This is a genomic window from Actinacidiphila sp. bgisy160 (assembly GCF_965342435.1).
Lineage (GTDB): Bacteria > Actinomycetota > Actinomycetes > Streptomycetales > Streptomycetaceae > Actinacidiphila.
Genome location: NZ_CBDRCM010000001.1, coordinates 409,004 through 430,218 on the forward strand (window position 1 = coordinate 409,004; position 21,215 = coordinate 430,218).

Here is a 21,215-nt window from a genome sequence, read left to right on the forward strand (position 1 = left end):
GGCGCGGACCCCGAGGAAGGCACGTCCGACGTGATCCTGCTGCTGTCGACCTCCGACACCGACCTGCTCAGCGCCCGCGCCGCGAACGCCGCCGGCGGTCCGGTCCCGTTCCGCTTCGCCAACCCCGCCCGGCTGCCGCAGGACGACCTGCCCGGTCTCCTCGACGGCGCCGACCTGGTCGTGGTACGGCTGCTCGGCGGGCGCCGCGCCTGGGAGGAGGGCCTGGACGCGCTGCTCGCGGGGCCCCGCCCGGTGGTCGTGCTCACCGGTGAACAGGCCCCCGACGCCCAGCTGATGGAGCTCTCCACCGTCCCCGTCGGCATCGCGGCCGAGGCCCACGCGTACCTGGCGCACGGCGGCACGGCCAACCTGGAGCAGCTGGCCCGCTTCCTGTCCGACACGGTGCTGCTCTCCGGCCACGGCTTCGAACCCCCCGCCTCCGCCCCCTCCTGGGGCAGGCTGGAGCGCGCCACCGGCGTCACCGAGGGCCCGCTGGTCGCCGTCCTCTACTACCGGGCCCACCACATGAGCGGCAACACCGCCTTCGTGGAGGCCCTCTGCGCCGCGATCGAGCAGGCCGGGGCCCGGGCGCTCCCGCTGTACGTGGCCTCGCTGCGCGCGCCCGAGCCCGGACTGCTCGACGCCCTCGGCGACGTGGACGCCGTCGTCACCACCGTGCTCGCGGCGGGAGGGACCCGCCCGGCCGACGCCTCGGCAGGCGGCGACGAGGAGGCCTGGGACGCGGGCGCGCTCGCCTCCCTCGACGTGCCGGTGCTGCAGGCGCTCTGCCTGACGTCCTCCCGCGAGACGTGGGAGGGCAACGACGAGGGCCTGTCCCCGATGGACGCCGCGACGCAGGTCGCCGTCCCCGAGTTCGACGGCCGGCTGATCACCGTGCCGTTCTCCTTCAAGGAGATCGACGAGGACGGTCTGCCCGTCTACGCCCCCGACACCGAACGCGCCGCCCGCGTCGCGGGCATCGCCGTCCGCCACGCGCGGCTGCGGCACATCCCGGTCGCGCAGCGCCGTCTGGCGCTCGTGCTGTCCGCGTACCCGACCAAGCATTCCCGCATCGGCAACGCGGTGGGCCTCGACACCCCCGCGAGCGCGGTCGCGCTGCTGCGCAGGCTGCGCGCCGAGGGCTGGGACTTCGGGCCCGAGGAGGAGATCCCCGGCCTTTCCCCCGTGGCCTCCGGCACGGGCGGTACCCCCACCGGTGACGGCGACGAGCTGATCCGCGCCCTGATCGACGCGGGCGGCCACGACCGGGAGTGGCTGACCGAGGAGCAACTGGCCGCCAACCCGGTGCGCATCCCGGCCGCCGACTACCGGCGCTGGTTCGCCGCGCTCCCGGCGGAACTGCGCGACGCCGTGACGGAGCACTGGGGGCCGCCGCCCGGCTCGATGTTCGTCGACACCAGCGCCAACCCCGAGGGCGACATCGTGCTGGCCGCGCTGCGCCGCGGCAACCTGCTGATCCTCATCCAGCCGCCGCGCGGCTTCGGCGAGAACCCGATCGCGATCTACCACGACCCGGACCTGCCGCCCTCCCACCACTACCTCGCCGCCTACCGCTGGATCGCCACGGCGCGGGCCGACGGCGGCTTCGGCGCCGACGCGATGATCCACCTCGGCAAGCACGGCAACCTGGAGTGGCTGCCCGGCAAGAACGCGGCCCTGTCCGCCGCCTGCGGCCCCGACGCCGCCCTCGGCGACCTGCCGCTGATCTACCCGTTCCTCGTCAACGACCCCGGCGAGGGCACCCAGGCCAAGCGCCGCGCGCACGCCACCCTCGTCGACCACCTGGTGCCGCCGATGGCCCGCGCCGACTCCTACGGCGACATCGCGCGCCTGGAGCAACTGCTCGACGAGCACGCCGCGATCGCGGCCATGGACCCGGCCAAGCTGCCCGCCGTCCGCGCGCAGATCTGGACGCTGATCCAGGCCGCCAGGCTCGACCACGACCTGGGCCTGGAGGACCGGCCGCACGACGCCGAGTTCGACGACTTCCTGCTCCACGTCGACGGCTGGCTCTGCGAGATCAAGGACGCCCAGATCCGCGACGGCCTGCATGTGCTCGGCCAGGCCCCTACCGGCGCGGAGCGGGTCAACCTGGTGCTGGCCATCCTGCGCGCCCGGCAGATCTGGGGCGGCACGGCCGCGCTGCCGGGCCTGCGAGAGGCCCTGGGCCTGGACGAGTCGAAGGCCACCCGGGTGTCCGCCGACGCCGCCGAGGAGCAGGCCCGCGCGCTGGTGCAGGCCATGGAGGACGCCGGCTGGGCGCCGGAGGCCGTCGCCGGGGTCGCCGAGGGCCTGCCCGAGGACGTGGCGCGGGTGCTGGACTTCGCCGCCCGGCAGGTCGTGCCGCGGCTGGCCCGTACGACGGACGAGACCGAGGCCGTCGTGCACGCGCTCAACGGCGGCTTCGTGCCCGCCGGCCCCTCCGGTTCGCCGCTGCGCGGCCTGGTCAACGTGCTGCCGACCGGCCGCAACTTCTACTCCGTCGACCCCAAGGCCGTGCCCAGCAGGCTCGCCTGGGAGACCGGCCAGGCCCTGGCCGACTCGCTGCTGGCCCGCTACCGCGAGGACAACGGCGACTGGCCGCGGTCGGTGGGCCTGTCCCTGTGGGGCACCAGCGCGATGCGCACCGCGGGCGACGACGTCGCCGAGGCGCTGGCGCTGCTCGGCGTGCGGCCGGTGTGGGACGACGCGTCCCGCCGCGTCACCGGCGTCGAAGCCGTTCCCGCGCAGGAGCTGGGCCGTCCGCGGGTCGACGTCACCCTGCGCATCAGCGGCTTCTTCCGGGACGCGTTCCCGCACGTCGTGGGCCTGCTGGACGACGCGGTGCGGCTCGTCGCGGGCCTCGACGAGCCGGACGAGGTCAACTTCGTGCGCGCCCACACCCGCGCCGACCTGGCCGCCCACGGCGACGAACGCCGCGCCACCACCCGCATCTTCGGCTCCCGCCCGGGGACGTACGGGGCGGGCCTGCTGCAGCTGATCGACAGCCGCGACTGGCGCAGTGACGCCGACCTCGCCGAGGTCTACACCGTCTGGGGCGGCTACGCCTACGGGCGCGGCCTCGACGGGCGCCCGGCCCGGGAGGAGATGGAGACCGCCTACCGCCGGATCGCGGTGGCCGCGAAGAACACCGACACCCGCGAGCACGACATCGCCGACTCCGACGACTACTACCAGTACCACGGCGGCATGGTGGCCACCGTCCGCGCGCTGACCGGCCGTTCCCCCGGGGCGTACATCGGCGACTCCACCCGCCCGGAGACGGTGCGCACCCGCTCCCTGGCCGAGGAGACCTCCCGGGTCTTCCGTGCCCGCGTGGTCAACCCCCGCTGGATCGCGGCGATGCGGCGGCACGGCTACAAGGGTGCCTTCGAACTGGCCGCCACCGTCGACTACCTCTTCGGCTACGACGCCACGACCGGCGTCGTGGCCGACTGGATGTACGACAAGCTGGCCCGCACCTACGTCCTGGACCCGGAGAACCGCGCCTTCCTCCAGGAGGCCAACCCCTGGGCCCTGCACGGCATGGCGGAGCGGCTGCTGGAGGCGGAGTCGCGCGGCATGTGGGCCGAGCCCGACCCGGAGGTCGTCGAGCGGCTCCGCCAGGCCTTCCTGGAGACCGAGGGCGACCTGGAGGGCGGCGAGTAGGGGCTCACCCGATGGTCGGCGCGGCCGAGGGCGGCGCCGCCGAGGGGTTGACGACGAGCGTCGGCTCACCGGGGACGGGTGTCGGTGCGACGAGGTCCCTGGGGTCCGTGGTGGGGCTCGCGGTGGTCTGGGCGACGATCTGCGGGAAGTCCACCAGCCCGGTCCGCTCCATGACCGTGATGTGGTCCAGCACGGTGTCGTTGGCCTGGTCGGCCAGCTGCCGTACGAGGCTGTTCATGGTGGTGGAGCGGACCTTGGCGATCGTGTTGAAGATCTGGCCGTGGGTCAGCCGCAGGATGTTGGCGAGCTTGCTGTCGAAGTCGCCGCCGGAGGCGGAGGACAGGGTGCCGAGGAAGCCCATCTGCTGCGGCGTGGGCTGGTTGGGCAGCGGGATGCCGAGCTGCGCGGCCACCGTGCGGTCGGCGCTGTCCAGCGCGGTGTGCCCGTCGACGAGGTGCCGTCCGGCGGTCTTGACCGCCTGCGTCGTGCCCTTCTGCTCCGCCATCTGCCCGGCGGGGAACTCCCACAGCCCGGCGAGCCGCACCTTGACGACGAACTCCCGGTCGAGGGGGGTCAGCGGGCCGTACGGGGTGGACACCGCCTGCGCCTCGGGGGAGGACGCCGCGACCTTCACCCCGGACATCGCGGGGTACACGAGCGCGGCGATCGTGCACACCAGCGCTCCGGCGACCAGGGCGGTCCCCGCCGTGAACCGGTTGGCCTTCATCGCGCCTCCTGGGTCGGGATTCGTACGCGCTTCCGGACGGTAGAGGCCGTCGCGGCGCGGCGGTACTCCTGCGCGGTTTCCCGGAGCGCGGGCGGTGATAGTTGATACGGTGCAAACTTTCGCCTGTGCAAGGGGTGCGGGAGGGCGGGTTATGGCTCCCCGGTCTTGGGCGGGGGAGACGGTTCCCCGTGACGCGGTCGTCCGCCGGGGGTGCGAGGCGGATGTCTGCCACCGCGCCGGCACCCGGGGCGTTTGCCGGGTCCGCCGTACGGGGGCCCACCGGCGGTGGCGGCGGGCCGCAGGGTGTGCGTATGCCGGGGGACGCGGGGTGTCGTGGGGGACCCCCTCGCCCGGGTCCACGGCTGAACCGCGGGGCGGCGCCGATGTCAGTGGCGGCGTCTAGGGTCGCTTCCGTCACCGACGAGGGAGGGGCGGAACCGTGGAGTTCTGCATCGAGCGGAGCGCGTTCACCGACGCCGTGGCCTGGGCGGCCCGCGTGCTTCCGGCACGGTCCCCGGTGCCCGTGCTGGGCGGGTTGCTGCTGAAGGCCGACGGGGGGTGCCTGCGCGTTCTCGGGGCGGACCACGACGCCTCCGCCGCCGTCACGGCGGAGGCGGAGACCGCTCGGGCCGGTCGGGCCCTGGTCGTGGGGCGGCGCCTGCTGGACATCTGCCGTGTGCTCCCCAAGGGTGTGGTGGAGTGCGCGGTCGAGGACACGCGCCTCACCGTGACCTGCGGCGACGTCCGGTTCGGGCTGTCGCTGCTGCCGCTGGAGGACCATCCCGCCCCCGCGCCGTCGCCGCCACCGCGCGGCAGCGTGGACGCGGACGCCTTCGCCGCGGCCGTCGCGCAGGTCGTGCCCGCCGCGGGCCGCGACGACACCCTGCCGGTCCTGACGGGCGTCCGGCTGGCGTTCGACGAGGGGACGATCACCCTGGCCGCGACGGACCGCTACCGCTACGCGGTGCGCACCCTGGACTGGGCCACCGGAGCGCCGGACGCCACGGCCGACGTCCTCGTACCGGCCCGTCGGCTCGCCGAGATCGCCCGGTCCTTCGGCGGGGCGGGCGCGCTCCGCGTCGCGTGGGACGGGAGCCGCGTCGCGTTCGAGCACGCCGACCGGCACGTCACGACCCGGCTGCTGGAGGGCCGGCTGCCCCGCCACGACACCCTGTTCGCGCTGCCCGACCCGCTCGTGGCGAGCGTGGAGCGGGAACCGTTGGCCGAGGCCGTGAAGCGGGTCGCGGTCGTCGCGGAGGGGGAGGGCCCGCTGCAACTGGAGTTCTCCGCCGGCCGGGTCCAGCTGCGCGCCGGGTACGGGGACGACGTGGCCTCGCAGCGGCTGCCGGCCGACCTGGCCGGCGCCGAGGGGATGACCGTCGCGTTCAACCCGGCCTACCTCGTGGACGCCCTGGCATCCTTCGATGCGTCCGTCGTCGAGTTCCGGCTCCTGGGCCCCGGCCAACGAGCGCTCCTGACGGACCCGTCCGGCAGGCAGCGGCACCTGCTGATGTCGGTGAAGCCGCTGGTGTGACCGCCCGCGGCACGGGCGGGCCCGCTCCCGGCGGCGACGGCATCGGCGGGCTGCGCCGATCCGTCACCGCCGCTTCGCCCGGCGATGGGGACACCGTGCCCCGCCCGTTGCCTGGCGCCGTGCAACCTCCTTGCGCTGAGGGCGCGTTCAGCCGTTGGTGACCCGCACGGTGACCGTCCATTCGCGCAGTCCCAGGCAGGCCACCTGGTCCGGGGCGGTGGGTGTGGCGCACAGCGGCTGCGTGGAGGTGAGCCGTGCCGTGCCGGCGGCGGTGGCGCGGTAGGCGGCGATGGTGTCGCCGCGCGGGGCGCCGATGCCCGCGTTGGTGGGGGCGAGGGCGTGGCCCTCGCTGGTGACGGGGGACCAGGGGCGGTCCGGCGTGCCGTCGAGGGTGACGCGGACCGTGCCGCCGGCGGTGACGCAGACCGTGCGGCCGGTGTCCGCGGCGGTGAGCGCGGCCTCGGCCGCACAGGCCCCGCCCGTACCGGTCCCGGTTCCCGCGCTGGGGGTGCCGCTCGGGGAGCCGCTGGGGCTGTCGCCCGCGGGGCCGCCGGACTGCGTTCCGCAGCCGGTCAGCAGGAGTGCGGTCGCCGCGACGGCCGCGGCTGTCGTATGACGCATGGATGGCCTCCTTTCCGCTTTGACGTGTCACACGCGCAAAAGGGTCCCGGCCGCCTCTCGGCGACCGGGATCTTCCGCGGGCAGGCGGGTGTCGGCCCGTGTTCAGGGCGGTGTCGTCGACCACGAAGCCGGTCCCCCGCGGCCCAGACCGTGCACTCCACCGGCACGGCGCGTCCCCGGTGGCGGGGGTATGGGGGGCGGCCTGGGCGGCCGGTCCCGCGGCGAGCAGGCAGGTGACGGCCAGTGCGAGCGCGGGCAGGGCCGCGGTCGCTGTTCCGCCGGGAGCGCCTCTGCGCCACGGCTGCGGTGGGTGGTGACGGGTGGACGCGCTGACGTCAGGCGCGACCGCCAGGGCACGGACAGCGGCCGGGAAAGATCGCCGCCGCGCGTGTCGACCGGCGTTTCCCCGACGGACGGCTCGTCACGCTCGCCGATGACGGCACCGTCGACCTGGTCACCAGGCAGGTCGTCGGCGGCCAGACCACGGTGACGGTCGAACTGACCGAACCCGTCACGTTCCTGCGCCCCCTCGGGGCGCCCGCCGGAGGCCCGCGTCCTGCGCTTCCACGCCGACGACCCGCGGGCGGCCGTCGCGGCCCTGGGGGTGGGCCTGGTGCCGGGGGCTGGGGTAACGTTGCGGTCCCCAGCAGTGGACGGACCGAGGAGGTGAGACCCATTACCGCCATGTCAGGTTGGGTGCTCTCCCCCGGCGGCCCCGTGGTCCGGACGACCTAGGCCGTCGAGAGCGCCCCGCGGCGCCCGAAAGGCCTCCATGTCCTCCGCCTCGCCGGCTCCTTCCGGCCCATGTTCCGCCGGTTCTTCTCCTTCCGGTTCTTCCTCCGGCCCATCTCCCGCCGGTCCTCATCCCTCCGTCCCGTCCTCGGCGTCCCTCGCGCCGGTCGTGTCCGTGCTCCGGGCGGCCGGCTGCGTGTTCGCCGAGGACGAGGCCCGGCTGCTCGTCTCCGCCGCCCGGACACCCGGTGAGCTCGCCGCCATGGTGGAGCGCCGGGTGACCGGCCTCCCGCTCGAACATGTCCTGGGCTGGGCCGAGTTCTGCGGTCTGCGGATCACCGTCACCCCCGGGGTCTTCGTCCCGCGCCGCCGTACGGAGTTCCTCGCCCGCGAGGCCGCCGCGCTGGGGCGCGCCCTGGGCCGGCCCGGCGCCGTCGTGGTCGACCTGTGCTGCGGCTCCGGCGCGGTGGGCGCCGTCCTGGCCGCCACGCTCGACCGGCCCCTGTTGCACGCGGTCGACATCGACCCGGTGGCGGTCGCCTGTGCCCGCCGCAACCTCGCCGCGGCGGACGGCCGCGTCCACGTCCACGAGGGCGACCTCTACGACCCCCTGCCCGCGCGGCTGCGCGGCCGCGTCGACGTCCTGGTCGCGAACGTGCCCTATGTCCCCAGCGGCGCCGTCGCCCTCCTTCCCCCCGAGGCCCGTGACCACGAGCCCCGGGTCGCCCTCGACGGCGGGGCCGACGGCCTCGACGTCCTCCGCAGGGTCGCCGCCGCGGCGCCCGCGTGGCTCGCGCCGGGCGGCAGGCTCCTCTTCGAGACCGGTGAGGAGCAGGCCCCGGCCGCCGTCGCCGCGGTCGCCCGGGCCGGGCTGGAGGCGCGGGTGGTGGTGTCGGAGGAGCTGTACGCGACGGTCGTGATCGCCTCGGCCCCTGCGGCGTAGCCGGGGCCGGAGATCCTCGCTGTGCGTGAATCCGTCGTTTCTTCGAGTAAATCGAGGCCCTGATAAGTGACGCAGGCCACATGGCCTGCGTCACTCAATGGGCGATTTGTCTGGGTCTGCGTGTGACGTAGCCGATATGGCGTGCGCCACTTTCGGGGTTGCTTAGTAGACGCCGTCCCGGAATCCCCTTCCCACGCCTGAGTGGCGGGACTTTCGTCCCTGGTCCCACAACTAATCCCGTTAGTAAGAGGGGTGCATTGACCCCGGGATTTAAGTCGGCCAACAATTCATGGCGTACCCCACGGAAGAGGAATTTCTCGAATGCAGATCTCCGCTATGTCGAAGCTCAACCGCGTCGCCAAGGCCAAGAAGATCTCCCTCGGCTGCGCTGCCGCCAGCGTCGCCGTCGTCGCCGGTGGCGTGGCCATGGCCCCCACCGCCTCCGCCGCCACCACGGCGCAGTCGGGCTCCGTCAACACGTGGATCAACGAGTCCCTGAAGGTGATGCGCGCCAACGGCATCCCGGGCACCTACAACGGGATCTACAAGAACCTGATGCGTGAGTCCTCGGGCAACCCGAACGCCATCAACGGCTGGGACTCGAACGCTGCCAAGGGAATTCCCTCCAAGGGTCTGATGCAGGTGATCGACCCGACGTTCAAGGCCTACCACGTCCCCGGTACCTCGTGGAACATCTACGACCCGGTCGCCAACATCACCGCCGCGTGCAACTACGCGGCCCACGTCTACGGCACGATCGACAACGTCAACTCGGCGTACTGATCGCCCGCGCGCGAAAGCTTTCCTGGGGACGCCCCCGGCGGCCACGGCTGCCCGGGGGCTTCCCTCTTTTCCCCTTCCCGTATTCCGCCCGCTTTTCCGGGTCACGGTCCGCCCACCGTTTCGCGTCCGGCTTTCCGTCCCGGGCCTGGACTGGCGAACGGTGCTGCCCCTGACCACCCGGCCGAGGCCGAGGTCCTGCACGCCGCCAGGACCTGGCCGCCCTGCTCCGCGCGTGCCCGGACACCTCGGTGCCGATACCCGGTGCCGAGTGGACGGTCGGCAGCCATCGCGGCCCCCCCCGGGCCGGGTGCGTCAACGGGTGGCGGTGGCCCGGAAGGTGCGGCGGTAGGCCAGGGGGGAGACCCCGATGGCGGCGTGGAGGTGCTGCCGCAGGGAGGTCGCGGTGGCGAAGCCCACCTCGCCGGCGATGCGGTCGACCGGGAGGTCGCTGGACTCCAGCAGATGGCGGGCCCGGGCGACCCGTTGCTGGATGAGCCACTTCCCCGGGCTCACCCCCACCTCGTCCCGGAACCGCCGGGCGAAGGTGCGCAGGCTCATCCGCGCGTGGTCCGCGAGGTCGCTGAGGGTGAGCGGCAGGTCGAGGTGCTCCAGCGCCCACTGCCGCGTCGCCGCCGTGCCGGTGTCGGTGGGTCCGGGCACGGGCTGCTCGATGTACTGCGCCTGGCCGCCCTCCCGCCAGGGCGGTACGACGCAGACTCGGGCGACGAAATTGGCCACCGCGCTGCCGTGGTCGGCGCGCACCAGATGCAGGCAGACGTCCACACCGGAGGCGGCGCCGGCCGAGGTGAGGAGGTCGCCGTCGTCGACGAAGAGCACGTCGGCGTCGAGGGCCACCCGGGGGAACAGCCGGCGGAAGTCGTCGGCCAGGGCCCAGTGGGTGGTGGCGGGGCGGCCGTCGAGGAGTCCCGCGGCGGCGAGCGCGAAGGCCCCCGTGCAGATGGAGACGATGCGGGTGCCCGGCCGGATCGTGCCGAGCGCGGCGGCGACCGGGGCGGGGAGCTCCGCGGTGATCCGCGCCTGGTCGTACGGCGGGATCACGACGGTGTCGGCGGTGGCCAGCACCTCGGGGCCGTGCTCGACGGCCACCGAGAAGTCCGAGTCCGTGCGCACGGGGCGCCCGTCGGCGGTGCAGGTCAGCACTTCGTAGCGGTTCCCGGCGGAGCCGAAGACGCGGTTGGGGATGCCCAGCTCGAAGGGATAGACGCCGTCGAGGGCGAGGACGACCACACGATGCATGGCAGAAACTTATCGGATGATGGCAACCAGGCCATTTTTCCGCGCGCCGCCGGTCGGCAGGCTGGAGCGCATGAACGACACGACCCCTCGCACCATGCGCGCGATCACCCAGGACGTCCTCGGCGGACCCGAGGTACTGCGGGAGGCGGAGCTGGAGCGTCCCACTCCCGGCGTCGGGCAACTGCTCGTCCGCGTCCACGCCGCCGGGCTCAACCCCACCGACACCAAGCACCGGCAGACCGGGCTCTTCCTCGGCGGCCCGCCGCCCGTCCTCGGCTGGGACGTCTCCGGTGTCGTGGAGGAGGCCGGGCTGGGAGTCGCCCTCTTCCGGCCCGGTGACGAGGTCTTCGGCATGCTCCCCTACCCGCACGGTGTGGGCTCCCACGCCGAGTACGTCACCGGGCCCGCCCGTGCCTTCGCCCGGAAGCCGTCCACCATGAGCCACGTGGAGGCCGCCGCGGTCCCGCTGGTCGCCCTCACCGCCTGGCAGGCGCTCGTCGACGTCGCCGGGGTCCGCCCCGGGCAGCGCGTGCTGGTCCATGCGGCCGCGGGAGGCGTCGGGCACGTCGCCGTCCAGATCGCCAAGTCCCGCGGCGCGTACGTCCTCGGCACGGCGAGCGCCGCCAAGCACGACTTCCTGCGCGGCCTCGGCGCCGACGAACTGATCGACTACCGCTCGGCCGACTACGCCGAGGCCGTCCGCGACGTGGACGTCGTCCTCGACCCCCTCGGTGGCCCCGAGTCCCTCCGCTCCCTGCGCACCCTGCGCCAGGGCGGGTTGCTCGTCACGCTCCTCCCGATCGGCATGCCCGAACTCCTCGCGGAGGCCGACCGTCTGGGCGTGCGTGCCGCCGGCATGATCGTCGAGGCCGACCACGCCGGCATGACCGCGATCGCCCACCTGGTGGAGGAGGGTGCCCTGCGTGTCACGGTCGCCGACACCTTCCCCCTGTCCGAGGCCGCCAGGGCCCACGCCGCCCTGGAGACGGGACGCACCACCGGGAAGCTCGTCCTCACCGTGCGCTGACACATCCGTGGGCTTGCGAGCCGTACGGGCACCGGGGCAGGGCTCGAACCTGCGTCCACCCGGTCCCGAGCCGGGTCTTGCGCGCCGGTCGAGGGACCCCGCGTGCGATTCCCGCAGGGCCGAGGTTTTTGGGACATGTGCCCCAGGCCGGCGCACCCGAGGCCGGGGGCACCACTGATTGACACCCCTCTGTCGTCAACCTTTGGTTGACGACAGAGGGGTGTCAACCTATCGTTGACGCATGACGCAGCAGATCCGGCTCGACGATCTGATCGAAGCCATCAAAAAGGCCCACCCCCACGCCCTCGACCAGCTCTCGGACGCCGTCATCGCCGCCGAGCACCTGGGCGAGGTCGCCGACCACCTCATCGGACACTTCGTCGACCAGGCCCGGCGATCCGGTGCCTCGTGGACCGACATCGGCAAGAGCATGGGCGTGACCAAGCAGGCCGCCCAGAAGCGCTTCGTCCCCAAGGACCTCGGCTTCCCCGACCTCGACCCCTCGCAGGGCTTCTCGCGCTTCACCCCACGCGCCCGCAAGGTCGTCATGGCCGCCCACGCGGAGGCCCAGACCGCCCGCAACCCCGAGGTCCGCCCCGAGCACCTCGCCCTCGGGCTGCTCAGCGAGCCCCAGGCCCTCGCGGCCCTCGCCATGACGGCCCAGGGCGTCACCCCCGACGCCGCCCGCACCGCCCTCACCGCGGCCCTCCCCGCGGCCGTGGACGAGGTCCCCGAGCTCGTCCCGTACGACCTCGCCTCCCGCAAGGTCCTCGAACTCACCTTCCGTGAGGCCCTCCGCCTGGGCCACAACTACATCGGCACCGAGCACCTCCTCCTCGCCCTCCTCGAACTGGAGGCGGGCGACGGCCCGCTGACCTCCCTCGGCCTCGACAAGGCCACCACCGAGCGCCACGTCGCCGAGGCGCTGGCCGAGATCGTGGGCGGCACACAAGAAGAGGGGTGAGCGGTGTCCCGGGTGGCCCGCAGCTCCATGAGGGGCCATCACGGTCCCACCCGGGAGGAACGGAACACCACGATCGCGGAGGCGCTGTCCGTCGCGCTGCTGCTCCTCGTGCTCGCCGGGCCGGTGATCCGGCCGTTCGGTCCTCCGGAGGCGGTGGCCGCCGTTCCGGCCGCCGCGGTGGCCGCGGAGGATCTCAGCCCGTGGCGCCGGGCAGCTGCTTGATGCCGTCCACGGCGGAGCGGCTCAGCACCGCGTTGGTGAAGACGACCGTGCCGCGCGGCAGGACCCCGTCGGGGTCCCGCTCGGCCTGGACGGTGCGCTCGCCGAGGAAGACGTGGGTCTTCCGATCGAAGATCCACTCGGTGCGCTGTCCGCTGGCCTCGTCCAGCCGGGCCACCGCGACCCCGTGCCGCCCGGTGGCGTCCACGGCGTCGTCCACGGCGACCACACCGGGGATCTTGGCGGCGGCCTTGTAGAGCGCGGTGGTCAGCGTGGCCGGCGGGTAACTCTCGCCCAGCAGGTCGCCGATGGTGGTGAAGGCCTCCTGGTCGGGGCCGTTGCCCATGCCCTTCGTCTCCTTGTAGATCTTGGCCAGGAGGGCGTCGGGGTCGGTGGGCAGGGTGCTGAGGTAGTCGTAGCTCGGCGCGTTCAGGGTCGGACCGGGCACGTTGCCCTGCTCGTCGGTGCCCGCCAGGGTCACGCCCTCCGGGCCGGTGGTGCCGGGTTCGATCAGCCAGCCGTCGCTGCCGTCGCGGGACTCCCAGACCTGGCGCCGGTGCAGCGGGGTGCCGGCCAGGCTGGTCGTGTCGCCCACGTGCCGCACGACGGTGCCGGCCGACTTCGACTCGATGTAGATGTACTGGCCGTCGCCCACCGGCGTGGCGGGCGACTCGGCGGCGGCCAGCGAGGCGGTGTCGAGCAGACGGGCGGCGCCCTTGGGGTCCGCGGTGCCGAGGCGGGTGGTCAGGGCGGGGCCCGCGGCGGAGGTGCCGGAGCGGCCGCCCGCGCCGGTGCCCTCCGCGCCGCCGAACACGAACAGGCCGGTCGCCAGGGCCCCGGCCAGTACGCCCGCGCTCAGCGGGACGAGGACCATGCGGCGCAGGAAGGGGTTGCGGCGCGCGGCCGGGCGTGTGGCGGCGGGGGACGGGCCGGGCCTCGCGGCGAGGTCCTCGTGGATCCGGGTCATCAGACGCTCCTTGTGCAACTGGTGACGGTCCGCCGGCAGATCCCGCTCCACGCGCGGCAGGAGACGGGCGGTCTCCTCCCATTCCGAGGGATGGGCGTTCATCGGATTCCTTCCTGTGCGGGCCGGACCGCGTTCGTGCGGTCCCCTTCTGTCTGTCGGCGGCGGCCGGCGGGTTCCATCTCCGCGTCGGCGAGTTTGCGCAGTCTCGTGCGGGCCCGGGACAGCCGCGAGCGCACGGTGCCGACCGGGACGCCGAGGGCCTCGGCGGCCTCGGTGTACTCCAGGCCCTCCCACAGGCACAGCGTCAGCACCTCGCGCTCGGCGCGGCGCAGCCGGGCGAGGGCGGCCAGGACGGCGGCGATGCGGCGCCGGTCGTCGACCCGGCCGGCCACGAGGTCGGCGTGGTCGGGCACTTCGAGGGCGGCTGCCCCGGCCTGGGCCCCGGCGGCGACCGCGGCCCGGTAACGGCGATTTCCGCGGCAGTGGTTGCGCGCGATGTTCGTGGCGACACCCAGGAGCCACGGCCGCAGCGAGCCCCCCTCGGGGTCGACGCGGGCGCGCAGCCGCCAGGCCTCCAGGAAGGTGGCCGACATCACGTCCTCGGCGACCGACCAGTCGGCGGTCAGCCGGAAGGCGTGGTTGTAGACGGTACGGGCGTACGCGTCGAACAGTTCCGCGAAGGCGGCGGGGTCCCCGTCCCGTACCCGGGTACGTACATCAGTGGTCACTTCTGTCGGCTGTCCGTCGCTCGCCCGCGGGTTCCCGTGACCCGCGTCACGCCGCGATTCCGTCGGGGGCCGCGGGCTCGAAGGGCATCAGCTCGTCCTGCCCGGGCCGCACCACCCCGAAGGTGCTCTCGGGGACCTCGTGCCAGGCGTCCGGCAGGTCGCCCAGGGGCTCGGACACCACGAGCCGGGTCTCCTCCGACACGCCCTGCAGGAACCACAGGTCCGGGTGGAGATCGCACAGCGAGTCCACCCTGCTGCTGTAGAACAGCGAGCGCGACGTGCGCTCGCTGGAGTAGCGGAACGCCCACAGGCTCTCCCCGTCGGTGACCGCCAACGTCATCTGGACGGGGAACTCGACCCCGTGCTCGTGGCCGGTCCGCTCCACCAGCCCGGCCATCCGCGCCACGGCGCCGGGCGCGTCCTGGTCGAGGCCGAAGGTGAGCGCGAGGAAGAACATCACCTCGGAGTCCGTCGAGCCCTCGATGGAGGAGAACAGCGCCGGGTCGACGGCGAGCGAGAGGTCGCGGCGCAGCCGGTGGAAGTCGGTGATCGCCCCGTTGTGCATCCACAGCCACCGGCCGTGCCGGAAGGGGTGGCAGTTGGTCTGCTGGATCGCGGTGCCCGTCGACGCCCGTACGTGGGCGAAGAACAGCGGCGAGGTGACGTGGCGCGAGATCTCCCGCAGGTTGCGGTTGTTCCACGCGGGCCCGATGTCCCGGATGATCGCCGGGGTGTCCAGGTGGTCCGTGGCGTACCAGCCGATGCCGAAGCCGTCCCCGTTGGTCGTCTCGACGCCCATCCGGGAGTGCAGGCTCTGGTCGATCAGGGAGTGCCGCGGTTTGTAGAGGATGTTGTCGAGCAGCATGGGCGTGCCTGTGTAGGCGAGCCACCGGCACATGAGCACCATTCCCTTCCTCGTCCGCCGTCCTCGGGGGCCGGCCCTCCTCAGTCGTCGGCCAGGGCGGCCTCCGCCCGGATCGTCTTGCCCCGCTGCAAATGACGCGTCCCCCAGCGTCCGGTGACCCGCGCCACCAGCAGCAGTCCGCGGCCGCCCTCGTCGAGGGCCCGGGTCCGGCGCAGGTGGGGCGCGTCGGAGTTGTGGATGACGCGCAGCCCGGCGGGCGGGGTTCCGTACCGGAGGGCGTTGGTGACGAGTTCGCCGACCACCTGCTCCACGGTGTACGTGGGGGCGCGACCGAGCAGCCGCTCGGCCTCACTGCTCCAGCCGGTGATGATGCCGTGGGCGTCGATGGCGGCCGTGGCCGGAACGGCCGGATCGGGCCGGGGAGGGAGGCCGCCGTCGAATTCGTCGTCGAGGCTGGAATCTCGCATCGCCATCCGTCGCCGTTCTCGCCCGTCCTCTTCCGGCCCCCTCCAGGACGCGGGCGCCTGGGCCCTCCTCCACTTCTACCGCTCCTGGCGCGTGCCCGCAGGTCGGCACCGGCCGGGGTCAGGGCGAGGCCGCGCCGGGCAGGGCGCCGCCGCAGCGGGCGGGTGGGAGGACGCCGTCGCGGCCGGCGAGGACGACGTCGACGGCGTCCTCGCGGCCCTCGGCGTAGGCGGCGGTGCACACCACCTGGCGCACGGCGTTGTCCTTCAGGCCCCGCACGGGGAACGGGAGCGTGATCCGGACCGTGCCGCGGGACGACGTGACGTCCACCGGCCCGGTGGTGGCGGGCAGCCCGGTGCCGAGTCCCGCCGCGCCCTCCTGGGACCCGGGCCCTTCCAGCAGCACGCTGACGGCCTTCGCGGTCGGCACCTGTCCAGTCTGCGGGTCGTAGCCGGTCCCGCGCAGGACCGGGGTGAGCCGGCCCTCGGGGGAGAGGAAGAAGAGCGTCAGCCGGGCCCCCGCTCCGGGGAAGGCCTCCACGGTGGCCGGGCCGCCCGCCTCGACGACCCCGGAGCCCGTGACCCCGCAGCCGGTCAGCAGGGCCGCCGCGGCGAGGGCCGCGGCGAGGGCCGGGACGGACCGGCGGCTCACCGCGTCGCCTCCCCGGCCGCACGGGGGACGTCCAGCGGCATCCGCACGGTGAGGACGGCGCCGCCGCCCGGGCGGTTGGCGGCGCGGACCGTGCCGCCGTGGAGACGGACGTTCTCCAGGGTGATGGCCAGGCCCAGACCGCTGCCCGCGGAGCGGGTGCGGGCAGCGTCGGCCTTGTAGAAGCGGTCGAAGATGTGCGGCAGGACGTCCGGGGCGATGCCGGGGCCGCTGTCGGCGACCTCGACGGCGAACCGGGCCGGGCCGCCGTCGTGAGCCTCGGTGTGCAGCCGTACCCGGACGGGGGTGCTGCCGTGGCGCAGCGCGTTCCCGACGAGGTTGGCGACCACGACGTCGAAGCGCCGCGGGTCGAGCCGGGCCCGGATGCCCGGGGGAAGTTCGGTGGCGACCTGCGCGGGATCCGTCCAGTACCGGGTGGCCAGGGTCTTGCGGATGGTCTCGGCGACGTCGACCTCGTCGGCGTTGAGTTCGGCGGCCCGCGCGTCGAAGCGGGAGATCTCGATCAGGTCCTCGACCAGGACGGCGAGCTTGCCCGTCTCGGCGCTGATGAGGCGGACCGCGGCCGCGGTGTCCGGGGCGAGCCGCTCGGCGTCCTCGTCGAGGACCTCGGTGACCGCGAGCATCCCGGACAGTGGGGTGCGCAGTTCGTGCGATACGTCGGAGGCGAAGCGGCGGGCCCTGGCCTCGGCGCGGCGCAACTCCTCTACGGACCGTTCCAGTTGCAGCGCGGAGTCGTTGAAGGTGTGGGCGAGGTCCGCGAGTTCGTCGCTGCCCTTGACGGGGATGCGGGTGTCGAGCTCGCCGCGGCCCATGCGCTGCGCCGCCGTGCGCAGCTCGCGGACCGGGCGGAGCACGCTGCGGGCGGCGAGCAGGGCCGGGATCAGGGCGATGGCCAGCGCGGGCAGGGCTCCGTCGCGGGCGGCGGTGAGCATCGCCCGGATGTCGTCCTCCTCCGTGGTCAGCGGCATCACGGCGTAGAGCACGAGCCCGGTGGGGCGGGCGGACAGTCCGGTCTTGAAGACGGTCGGCACGGCCATCGTCAGCCAGGGGGTGCCGTCCTTGTCGACCCGCTGGAAGACGCCCCGCGGATTGGCCAGCGCCGCGCGGCGCAGTTCGGGCGTGATGACGGTCGACACGGGGCTGGTGCCGGAGGAGACCCGCATCGAGCCGTACTCGGCGAACACCACCCAGGTGCGCGGCTTGCCCTTGCGGGCCATGTCGCGCAGCACCTCCTGGAGGGCCAGGCGGTCCATCGGGAGCGGGGTGCCGAGGGTGCCCGCCTGCTCGCGGAAGGAGGCGACGGCGGTGTCCTGGGCCTGTTCGAGTATGGCGTTGCGCGCCTCGCGGTACGTCAGGGCCGCGGTGGTGCCCGCGCTGACCGCGGCGACGAGCAGGAAGGCCAGCACCAGCCGGCTGCGCAGCCCGATGCGGGCCCTGCGGCGGATCACCGGGTGCTCACAGCGGCCCGAAGCGGTAGCCGAAGCCGCGCAGCGTCTGTATGTAGCGGGGACTGCCGGGAACGTCCTCGATCTTGTTGCGCAGCCGCCGGACGCAGGCGTCGACCAGCCGGGCGTCCGCGTGGTAGCTGTGCTCCCATACGTTCTCCAGCAACTGCTGCCGGCTGAAGACGCGTTCGGGCGCGGCGGACAGGAACAGCAGCAGCTTCAGCTCGGAGGGCGCGAGCGCCAGCCGCCGCCCGGACTTGGCGACGCCGAGCCCGGCGCGGTCCACGGCGAGGTCGCCATGGAACTCGACGGGGGGGCGGCCCCCGGGCTCCTCGATGCGGCGCAGCACGGCCCGTATGCGGGCCTCGATCACCTCGGTGCGGGCGGGTTTGACGATGTAGTCGTCGGCCCCGGCCTCCAGCCCGACGACCACGTCGAAGTCGTCGCCGCGGGCGGTGAGCATGATGATCGGCAGCTGGCTCGTCTCGCGCACCTGCCGGCAGACCTGGACGCCGTTCATGCCGGGCAGCATCAGGTCCAGCAGCAGTAGATCGGGCTGGAACTCGCCGAGGGCGGTGAGCCCGGCCTCGCCGGTCGCGGCCGTGCGTACCTCGTGACCGCGGCGGCGCAGGCCCAGTTCGACACCTTCTCGCACGGAAGGGTCGTCTTCGATCAGCAGCACGCGTGGCATGAGCGGAGTATCGCAACTCATGTTGCACCGCGCCGAAGTTTTCCGAGCACCACCCGCCGGGCCGCCTCGACCTCGGTAAGCCGCAGCGGGCGGGCGGCGGCCGCGAAGACCAGCACGACGACGGCCGCCCCGGCCACCGCGGCGGCGAGCGGCCCGAGCGGCGCGGCGAGGTCCGCCGTCGGCCGGCCCAGGGCGGCGGCCGGCACCGCGGCGAGCAGCAGCCGGGCCAGCGCGCCCGCGGTCGGCGACCGCCACGGCCCGCGACCGCCGTCCGGCGCCGCCAGCCTGCGGTCCAGCACGTACGCGGTGACCGCCCAGCCCGCGAAGAGCGCCACCGAGTACGCCGCCGCCATGCCGGTAACCGCCCAGCGCGCGGGCAGCAGCAGGTAGGCGGCGACGGACAGGCCCGCGTTGAGCCCGCAGATCACCAGGTTGAGCAGGAAGGGGGTCCGGGTGTCGCCGAGCGCGTAGAAGGTGCGCGACAGCACGTACTGCCCGGAGAAGGCGACCAGGCCCGGGGCGAAGGCCACCAGCGTGTTCGCCATGACGGCGACGTCGGCGGCGTCCGTCCTGCCGTGCTCGAAGACCAGGGCCATCGCGGGCCCGGCGAGCGCCAGCAGCGCGCACGCGGCGGGCACCACCATCGCGGAGCTGCTGCGCAGCGCGTACGAGACGTCGCGGCGCACCCGCGTGGGGTCGCCGTCGGCCGCCGCCGCGCTCATCCGCGGCAGCAGGGCGGTGACCAGCGAGACCGTCACGATGCCGTGCGGCACGGCCCACAGCAGATAGGCGTTGTTGTACGCGGTGAAGCCGGCGCCGCCGTCGATGCCGAGGGCCGCGGCGCGCTGTCCGGCGGAGGTGGCGAGCCGGGTCACCACCCAGTAGGCGACCTGATTGGTGAGCACCAGCAGCACCAGCCACCCGGCGGAGCGCAACGGCCGGGCCAGCCCGCTGCCCCGCCAGTCGAACCGCGGCCGCCAGCGGAAGCGCGCCGCCCGCAGCGAGGGCACCAGCGCCAGCGCCTGCACCGCGATGCCGGCCGTGGTGCCCCAGCCGAGCAGCGCGGTCTCGGCGGCGGTCAGTCCGCCGCCGGTGCCGGCCGTGGCCAGATAGAGGCCGAAGACGGCGATGACGACCAGGTTGTTGAGGACGGGCGTCCACATCATCGCGCCGAACCGGCCGCGGGCGTTGAGCACTTGCCCGAGCAGCGTGAACAGGCCGAGGAAGAGGATCTGCGGCAGGCAGGAGCGCGCGAAGGCCACCGTCGTCGCCGCCTGCGCCCCGGTGTAGCCGGTGTACGCGGCCACGATCGCGGGCGCGGCGAGCACGGCCGCCGTCGTCATCAGCAGCAGTGCGACGGTGCACACGGTCAGCAGCCGGTCGGTGTAGGCGGCGCCACCGTCCTGGTGCTCCTTGGCGGCCCGCACCAGTTCGGGCACGAAGACCGCGTTGAGGGCGCCGCCCAGCAGCAGCGTGTAGACGATCGCGGGCACCGAGTTGCCGACCGAGTAGCCGTCGGCGGCCAGGCCCACGCCGAGCGCCGCGGCGACGGTCGCCGACCGCACGAAGCCGGTGGCGCGGGAGACCATCGAGCCCGCCGCCATGACGGCGCCGCTGCGCAGCACCGAGCCGGCCGCGGGGGCCCCGGCCGTGGCGGCCGGCCCGTCGGCCGGGCGCGCCGCCGCGGGGGCGCTCACCGGCGCGCCATGTAGGCCTGGAACGCCCGGTAGAGCGTGTGGTTGGCGGTGCCGTCCAAGGCCGTCTCCCATTCCCCCAGGGTCTCGACGACCTGCCCCCCGGTGCCGAGCTTCCATCGCGTGAGACCGAACGCCCGGTCCTGCGGGTCGAGTGTGGAGGGTACTCCGCGCATGTCGTACTCCAGCGCGCCCTGTTCGTGGGCGTCCCGGAGCATCCGCCACTGCAGGGCGTTGGAGGGACGGACCTCTCGGCGGTGGTCCGCGGAGGCGCCGGTCTGGTACCAGACCCGCCGGCCCACCGTGATCATGGTGTGGGCGGCGAGCACCTCGCCCTCGTGGCGGGCGAGGTAGAGCTTCATCCGTCCCGGCTGCTCGGCGTTGAGGGCCGCGTACTGACGCTGGTAGTACTCCAGCGAGCGGCCCAGCCGGAAACCGTCGCGCTCCTCGGTGATCCGCAGCAACCGGAAGAACTCGGGGAGGTCGGCCGCGCCGCCGACCGTCACCTCGACGCCCGACCTGCGCGCCCGCCGTATGTTGCGGCGCCACTCCTGGTTGAGCCCCGACCACAGGTCGTCGGCGCTGCGGCCGGCCAGCGGGACCCGGAAGACATGGCGGGGCTGGGCGTCCGCGTCCCCGCCGCCGTCCGGCCCGTCACCGCCGCAGCGCCGCCAGCCGCGGGCCCGCAGCCGCTCGGCCACCACCGTGCCGAGCGGGTCGACCTCGCACGCCAGGACGTCCGACAGGCGCCGGCCGAGACCTGTGGCGGCCTTCAGCGCGGTGGCGTCCCAGCGCCGGTGGTCGGGCGAGGGGCCGATGCGCACGGCGAACGCGCCGAGTCCGCGCAGGTGGCGCAGGAGCGGCGTGAGCCAGGCGTCGATGTCCGGGTCGGCCCAGTCGGCGACCGGCCCCTCGGGCAGGTAGGCGAACGACTTCCGGGTCCCGGGGAACTGCCGCAGCAGCACCAGCGCCACCCCGCGCAGCTCACCGTGCCCCGCGCCGTCCCCGGGGCCCCAGCCGAGCAACCGGGCCCGCCATCCCGGCTTCACCAGCGCCCACGACGGGCACTGGAGAAAGCCGGGGCCGAGCGCCGAGCCGGTTCTGGACGCCAGGAACGAGCGGTACGTTCCGGCGTCGACCGGCCGGAGCCAGGCCTGCCGGGGGCCGCAGCCCGCCGTCACGAGCAGCGCTGACACTTGCGCCTCCCTGGGTGTG

18 protein-coding genes, 1 tRNA gene and 2 pseudogenes are annotated in these 21,215 nt (G+C 74.1%); 8 read left to right on the forward strand and 13 right to left on the reverse strand.

Features of this window, described 5'->3' with window-relative positions; all coding sequences use genetic code 11:
• The first annotated feature begins 30 nt into the window (after positions 1 to 30).
• Positions 31 to 3,669, forward strand: a complete 3,639-nt coding sequence (gene cobN, locus ACRWNP_RS01965; protein WP_431959087.1) for a cobaltochelatase subunit CobN — start codon at positions 31 to 33, stop codon at positions 3,667 to 3,669.
• Positions 3,670 to 3,673: 4 nt separating this feature from the next.
• Here the strand turns inward: cobN and ACRWNP_RS01970 are convergent, their stop codons facing one another.
• Complete coding sequence (locus ACRWNP_RS01970) at positions 3,674 to 4,396, reverse strand: DUF4142 domain-containing protein (RefSeq protein WP_431959088.1); 723 nt, start codon at positions 4,394 to 4,396, stop codon at positions 3,674 to 3,676.
• A 439-nt stretch (positions 4,397 to 4,835) separates the two neighbouring features.
• Between ACRWNP_RS01970 and dnaN the strand changes: the two genes are divergently transcribed.
• Complete coding sequence (gene dnaN / locus ACRWNP_RS01975) at positions 4,836 to 5,930, forward strand: DNA polymerase III subunit beta (RefSeq protein WP_431959089.1); 1,095 nt, start codon at positions 4,836 to 4,838, stop codon at positions 5,928 to 5,930.
• Between the two features lie 147 nt (positions 5,931 to 6,077).
• Here dnaN and ACRWNP_RS01980 read toward each other — a convergent pair whose 3' ends face one another.
• Positions 6,078 to 6,551: a hypothetical protein gene (locus ACRWNP_RS01980; RefSeq protein ID WP_431959090.1), complete on the reverse strand. Its 474-nt coding sequence runs from the start codon at positions 6,549 to 6,551 to the stop codon at positions 6,078 to 6,080.
• A 375-nt stretch (positions 6,552 to 6,926) separates the two neighbouring features.
• On the opposite strand from ACRWNP_RS01980, the pseudogene ACRWNP_RS01985 reads away from it, so the two are divergent.
• From ACRWNP_RS01985 to ACRWNP_RS01995, 3 genes and pseudogenes are all read left to right on the forward strand, one after another.
• Positions 6,927 to 7,221, forward strand: a pseudogene (locus ACRWNP_RS01985) (hypothetical protein); the annotation flags it as partial.
• Positions 7,222 to 7,452: 231 nt separating this feature from the next.
• A complete protein-coding gene (locus ACRWNP_RS01990) occupies positions 7,453 to 8,226 on the forward strand; it encodes a putative protein N(5)-glutamine methyltransferase (RefSeq protein WP_431959091.1) in 774 nt (257 codons plus the stop codon).
• 321 nt (positions 8,227 to 8,547) lie between these two features.
• Positions 8,548 to 9,009, forward strand: a complete 462-nt coding sequence (locus tag ACRWNP_RS01995; protein ID WP_245939151.1) for a transglycosylase SLT domain-containing protein — start codon at positions 8,548 to 8,550, stop codon at positions 9,007 to 9,009.
• 312 nt (positions 9,010 to 9,321) lie between these two features.
• On the opposite strand, the gene ACRWNP_RS02000 is transcribed toward ACRWNP_RS01995, so the two are convergent.
• On the reverse strand, positions 9,322 to 10,266 hold the full coding sequence (locus ACRWNP_RS02000) for a GlxA family transcriptional regulator (RefSeq protein WP_431959092.1): 945 nt from the start codon (positions 10,264 to 10,266) through the stop codon (positions 9,322 to 9,324).
• 70 nt (positions 10,267 to 10,336) lie between these two features.
• Between ACRWNP_RS02000 and ACRWNP_RS02005 the strand changes: the two genes are divergently transcribed.
• Positions 10,337 to 11,293 (forward strand): NADP-dependent oxidoreductase, encoded by a 957-nt coding sequence (locus tag ACRWNP_RS02005; protein WP_431959093.1) that lies wholly within the window; start codon positions 10,337 to 10,339, stop codon positions 11,291 to 11,293.
• A gap of 28 nt (positions 11,294 to 11,321) precedes the next feature.
• Here the strand turns inward: ACRWNP_RS02005 and ACRWNP_RS02010 are convergent.
• Positions 11,322 to 11,399: transfer RNA gene (locus tag ACRWNP_RS02010), tRNA-Pro, on the reverse strand.
• A gap of 135 nt (positions 11,400 to 11,534) precedes the next feature.
• On the opposite strand from ACRWNP_RS02010, the gene ACRWNP_RS02015 reads away from it, so the two are divergent.
• A complete protein-coding gene (locus tag ACRWNP_RS02015; RefSeq protein WP_431959094.1) occupies positions 11,535 to 12,257 on the forward strand; it encodes a Clp protease N-terminal domain-containing protein in 723 nt (240 codons plus the stop codon).
• A 27-nt stretch (positions 12,258 to 12,284) separates the two neighbouring features.
• Entirely contained in the window at positions 12,285 to 12,479 is a 195-nt protein-coding gene (locus ACRWNP_RS02020) for a hypothetical protein (protein WP_431959095.1), read from the forward strand.
• Here the strand turns inward: ACRWNP_RS02020 and ACRWNP_RS02025 are convergent.
• From ACRWNP_RS02025 to ACRWNP_RS02065, 9 genes and pseudogenes are all read right to left on the reverse strand, one after another.
• Positions 12,451 to 13,545, reverse strand: a complete 1,095-nt coding sequence (locus ACRWNP_RS02025; RefSeq protein ID WP_431959096.1) for a CU044_5270 family protein — start codon at positions 13,543 to 13,545, stop codon at positions 12,451 to 12,453. The two genes, ACRWNP_RS02020 and ACRWNP_RS02025, sit on opposite strands and share 29 nt — an antisense overlap.
• Complete coding sequence (locus ACRWNP_RS02030; RefSeq protein WP_431959097.1) at positions 13,542 to 14,171, reverse strand: RNA polymerase sigma factor; 630 nt, start codon at positions 14,169 to 14,171, stop codon at positions 13,542 to 13,544. The genes ACRWNP_RS02025 and ACRWNP_RS02030 overlap by 4 nt, the downstream gene beginning before the upstream one ends.
• 46 nt (positions 14,172 to 14,217) lie before the next feature.
• On the reverse strand, positions 14,218 to 15,069 hold the full coding sequence (locus tag ACRWNP_RS02035; protein ID WP_431959098.1) for a class II glutamine amidotransferase: 852 nt from the start codon (positions 15,067 to 15,069) through the stop codon (positions 14,218 to 14,220).
• Positions 15,070 to 15,116: 47 nt separating this feature from the next.
• Positions 15,117 to 15,356: pseudogene (locus ACRWNP_RS02040) on the reverse strand (ATP-binding protein); the annotation flags it as partial.
• A 265-nt stretch (positions 15,357 to 15,621) separates the two neighbouring features.
• Positions 15,622 to 16,152: a hypothetical protein gene (locus ACRWNP_RS02045; RefSeq protein ID WP_431959099.1), complete on the reverse strand. Its 531-nt coding sequence runs from the start codon at positions 16,150 to 16,152 to the stop codon at positions 15,622 to 15,624.
• Complete coding sequence (locus ACRWNP_RS02050) at positions 16,149 to 17,618, reverse strand: ATP-binding protein (RefSeq protein ID WP_431959100.1); 1,470 nt, start codon at positions 17,616 to 17,618, stop codon at positions 16,149 to 16,151. Before ACRWNP_RS02050 ends, ACRWNP_RS02045 begins: the two co-directional genes overlap by 4 nt.
• 7 nt (positions 17,619 to 17,625) lie before the next feature.
• A complete protein-coding gene (locus tag ACRWNP_RS02055) occupies positions 17,626 to 18,306 on the reverse strand; it encodes a response regulator (protein WP_431959101.1) in 681 nt (226 codons plus the stop codon).
• 17 nt (positions 18,307 to 18,323) lie between these two features.
• Entirely contained in the window at positions 18,324 to 20,003 is a 1,680-nt protein-coding gene (gene murJ / locus ACRWNP_RS02060) for a murein biosynthesis integral membrane protein MurJ (protein WP_431959102.1), read from the reverse strand.
• On the reverse strand, positions 20,000 to 21,196 hold the full coding sequence (locus ACRWNP_RS02065; protein ID WP_431959103.1) for a lipid II:glycine glycyltransferase FemX: 1,197 nt from the start codon (positions 21,194 to 21,196) through the stop codon (positions 20,000 to 20,002). The genes murJ and ACRWNP_RS02065 overlap by 4 nt, the downstream gene beginning before the upstream one ends.
• Between the last annotated feature and the right edge of the window lie 19 nt (positions 21,197 to 21,215).